This window comes from Polynucleobacter sp. 39-46-10 (genome assembly GCF_002282275.1).
In genome coordinates this window covers 1-3,572 of sequence record NZ_NCJB01000411.1, presented here as the reverse complement: position 1 = coordinate 3,572, position 3,572 = coordinate 1, and the positions used below count along the sequence as shown (strand labels likewise).

General features: G+C 46.8%; 4 protein-coding genes. 2 read left to right on the top strand and 2 right to left on the bottom strand.

Annotated elements, in window-relative coordinates; all coding sequences use genetic code 11:
• Positions 1 to 281 (top strand): RNase adapter RapZ (locus tag B7X71_RS16255; RefSeq protein ID WP_293601495.1); only part of this gene is annotated, 281 nt, incomplete at its 5' end.
• Here B7X71_RS16255 and mutY read toward each other — a convergent pair.
• Positions 226 to 1,374: an A/G-specific adenine glycosylase gene (mutY, locus tag B7X71_RS16250; RefSeq protein ID WP_363927243.1), complete on the bottom strand. Its 1,149-nt coding sequence runs from the start codon at positions 1,372 to 1,374 to the stop codon at positions 226 to 228. The two genes, B7X71_RS16255 and mutY, sit on opposite strands and share 56 nt — an antisense overlap.
• Positions 1,371 to 2,168: a bifunctional DNA-formamidopyrimidine glycosylase/DNA-(apurinic or apyrimidinic site) lyase gene (gene mutM / locus B7X71_RS16245; RefSeq protein WP_293601494.1), complete on the bottom strand. Its 798-nt coding sequence runs from the start codon at positions 2,166 to 2,168 to the stop codon at positions 1,371 to 1,373. The genes mutY and mutM overlap by 4 nt, the downstream gene beginning before the upstream one ends.
• 35 nt (positions 2,169 to 2,203) lie before the next feature.
• Between mutM and B7X71_RS16240 the strand changes: the two genes are divergently transcribed.
• Positions 2,204 to 3,572 (top strand): lipoprotein insertase outer membrane protein LolB (locus B7X71_RS16240; protein WP_293601493.1); only part of this gene is annotated, 1,369 nt, incomplete at its 3' end.

Below are 3,572 nucleotides of genomic sequence, written 5' to 3'. Positions count from 1 at the left end.
AAGATCAGCCTGTGCGTGAATTCTTGGAAAAAATTCCTGAAGTCGTGAGCATGGAGAATGACATTATTCAATTTATTGAAAAATGGTTGCCCCACTACATTGCAGATGGTCGTAGTTATTTGACTGTTGCTATCGGCTGCACTGGTGGACAACATCGCTCTGTCTACTTAGTCACTCGGATTGCTGCGCATTTTCTGCCGCAAAAAGATGTGTCATCACTGCAGATTAATTTCTTAAGCCGTCACCGCGAGTTAGACTCAATCCCTGCAGTAGCAATTTAATTGGTTGAGGTAGGCCGTATTTTCCAAGCTGACGCAATGGCACCCACTTCAAATTATCACTAGAGAATTTCACGGCATCACTTGATGTCACATGCCAGATTTGCATCCACAAACGTCGATGGGTAAAGATATGTTTAATCTCTACTCCTTGCTCGATGAATTGAAAGCTCTTTAAAACACTGGCAGTCTTTTCATCTGGCAACACCAACTGAAACAACTCTTTAGCAGTAAAAGCAGCTGAATTGCTGACTGAAAGTTTAGAGAGTTTTTCCTTAGACCTCCACGCAGATTCTGGTAACGACCACAACCCACCCCAGATAGCTTTGTCCGGGCGCCTCTGCAGTAAGACTGAATCGCCATGTCTCAGTAGCAACATGTCGCAATTAAATTCAGGGGATTTTGCTTTGATTACCTTGCGAGGCAATAACAAAACCTGATCACTGAGATTGGCTTGGCATTCTTTTTCAAATGGGCATTTTCTCTCGCCACTCAAACACACCGGCTTACGAGAAGTACACCACGTTGCCCCAAAATCCATCAGAGCCTGTGTGTATACCGGCATATCCGAAGAATTTTTAGGAAGGAGTGTTTTGGCTAGTGACCATAACTCTTCATTCACCGCCTTTTCTTGGATAGCGCCATCTACACCAAATAGTCTTGCCAAAATACGCTTGACGTTTGCATCAAGAATGGGTGCTCGCTCATGAAATGCAAAAGCAGCTATAGCACCTGCTGTAGACCTACCAATGCCCTTGAGTTGTTCAAGCAACATCGGATCCTCTGGAAACTTTCCTCCAAATTCCAGCATCACTTGTTTGGCACAAGCGTGAAGATTGCGAGCACGCGTGTAATAACCAAGTCCTGCCCATTCGGCTAAAACATCATCTACCGGTGCAGCAGCCAATCTCTTAACATTCGGAAAACGTTTCATGAAACGCGGATAACGCTCTAGAACAGTCGCTACTTGAGTTTGTTGCAGCATGATTTCAGATACCCACACTGCGTATGGATCTCGAATACTCTGCCATGGCAAGCCTTGACGCCCGTCTTTACCATGCCAAGCAATAAGCTTGGTGGCGAAATGCTTAATCAACGCTTCTGACATTGAGGGCAAAAATAAGTGGAGCGTTGACCCTGCACTATTTGTTTAATCGGCGTCTTACATACCTTGCAGGGCTGATCTTTGCGATCATAGACTTTAGTTTGCACCATGAAGTGACCTGGGTCGCCCTCGCTATTCACAAAGTCTTTCAAAGAACTGCCGCCTGCAGCAATCGCTTTTTTCAAAATCAATCTCACTGCATTAGCCAGTCTCGAACATTGTGGACGCGTTAGCTTTCCAGCAGCCTTTGCTGGATGGATGCCAGCCTCAAATAAACTTTCCGAGCAATAGATATTGCCGACACCTACTACCGCCTGTCCTGCTAATAAAAACTGCTTCACGGCAACACTGCGCTTGCGTGAGCATTGATATAAGACATCTGTGCCGAGATCACCTTCAAACTCTGCTGAAAAATTCGGCCCTTTAGATTTCGGGTGCCACAAAACGGCACCAAACTTTCGGGGGTCATGCAGACGTAAACTGAGCTTGCCAAACTCGAATGTCACGCGATCATGCGGTTTCAGGGTGTCGCTGCTGGGCAGCACGCGCAAGGTACCTGTCATTCCTAAGTGCAGCAATAAATACCCGGCCTCAAACTCCATTAAGAGGTATTTGCCTCTGCGTTCTATTCCATAGACTTTCTGGCCAGAAAGTAGTGCATTTAAATTGCTCGGCACCGGCCAACGCAGTCGACCATCAATAATTTTGACCGCGCTCACCCTACGCCCCTCTAAGTGGGGCGCAATACCCAAGCGGGTAACTTCAACTTCTGGGAGTTCAGGCATAAATGGATTGTAGATTCGCGGATTAGAATGTGCTCATGACCAAATTTTCATTAAAGCCTTCTTTAAGGGTCTTATTGCTCGCAGGCGGACTTGGCCTAGGCCTTTCTTCCGGCTATGCTATCGCCCAAAACAGTAGCCTGGATAGCGGTCAAGCTGTATTTGAAGTCTTGGCCTCCGAAATTGCCCTGCAACGCGGCGAAGCTGGTCTGGCATACACAACCTATTTAGAACTCGCTCGCCAACTCGATGACCCCCGTTTAGCCCAAAGGGCTATGGAGATAGCCATTACTGCCGGTGCGCCTGATTTAGCGCTGCAAGCAGCTCAAACCTGGGATAGTTTGGCAGGGCCCAAGCAAACCAAACCCAAAGAAGTGCTTGTCACACTCTTAATCTTGAATCAACGCTGGTCAGATGCAGTCAAACCCGCCATCTCTCTTCTAAATCAGCAAACTCCGGCGCAGCGTGAAAAAACTTTGCTACAGATTCAGTCACTACTCGCTAAGGCAAACAATGAATCAGAGGCCTTAAGAGCTTTTTATGAAATCGTCTCATCATTAAAGCCAGAGCCAAAAGATCCTGGGCTGCTCTATACCTATGCCATGTCTGCTGAAAAATCTGGGCACATGGATGTGATGGAAAGAACTTTGCGAGAAATCTTGCGCAAGAATCCAAATGACGTCAATAGCCTCAATGCACTTGGATACTCTCTAGCCGATCGAAACCAAAAATTACCCGAAGCGCTCAAGCTCATTAGTAAAGCAAATCAGCTCTCACCTAAAGACGGTTTTATTTTGGATAGTCTTGGTTGGGTGAACTTTCGCATGGGCAAAAATACTCTTGCGCTCGAACAACTTCAACAAGCATTCAACATGAAGCCTGAGGCAGATATTGCGGCACATATCGGTGAAGTGTTGTGGGTTATGAATCGCCCAATCGAAGCGGAAGATATGTGGCGCAAAGGGCAGCAATTGGATGCTAACAACCCTACCCTTAAGGAAACTTTGAAGCGCTTAAAGCCCGATTGGTCTGTGGCTGATACCGCCCTAAAAGGCTCATGGGACGGGCGTTTTGCCGTGAAAGTCACCGGCCTTACTGAAAGTAAAAATCAAGGTGGATCAGGTGGATTTACCTTGACTCAAGATGCGCTTACTGACGTTTTAGAAATTCGTAATCCAGTGGGCGGCTCCATTGCCAAAATTACGATTAAACCTGGTGAGGCGATTCTGGAGCGCGACGGTCAACTCACTACAGCAATTGATGCTGATACTCTTATTCAAAATGCATTAGGTCTTCCACTTCCAGCCCGCGGTTTATCTGACTGGTTACGTGGACAAACCCGCCCTGGTAGCAATGCCAGTGTGGAGCGAAATGCAGAGGGGCAAGTCAGCAAAATTACACAAGACG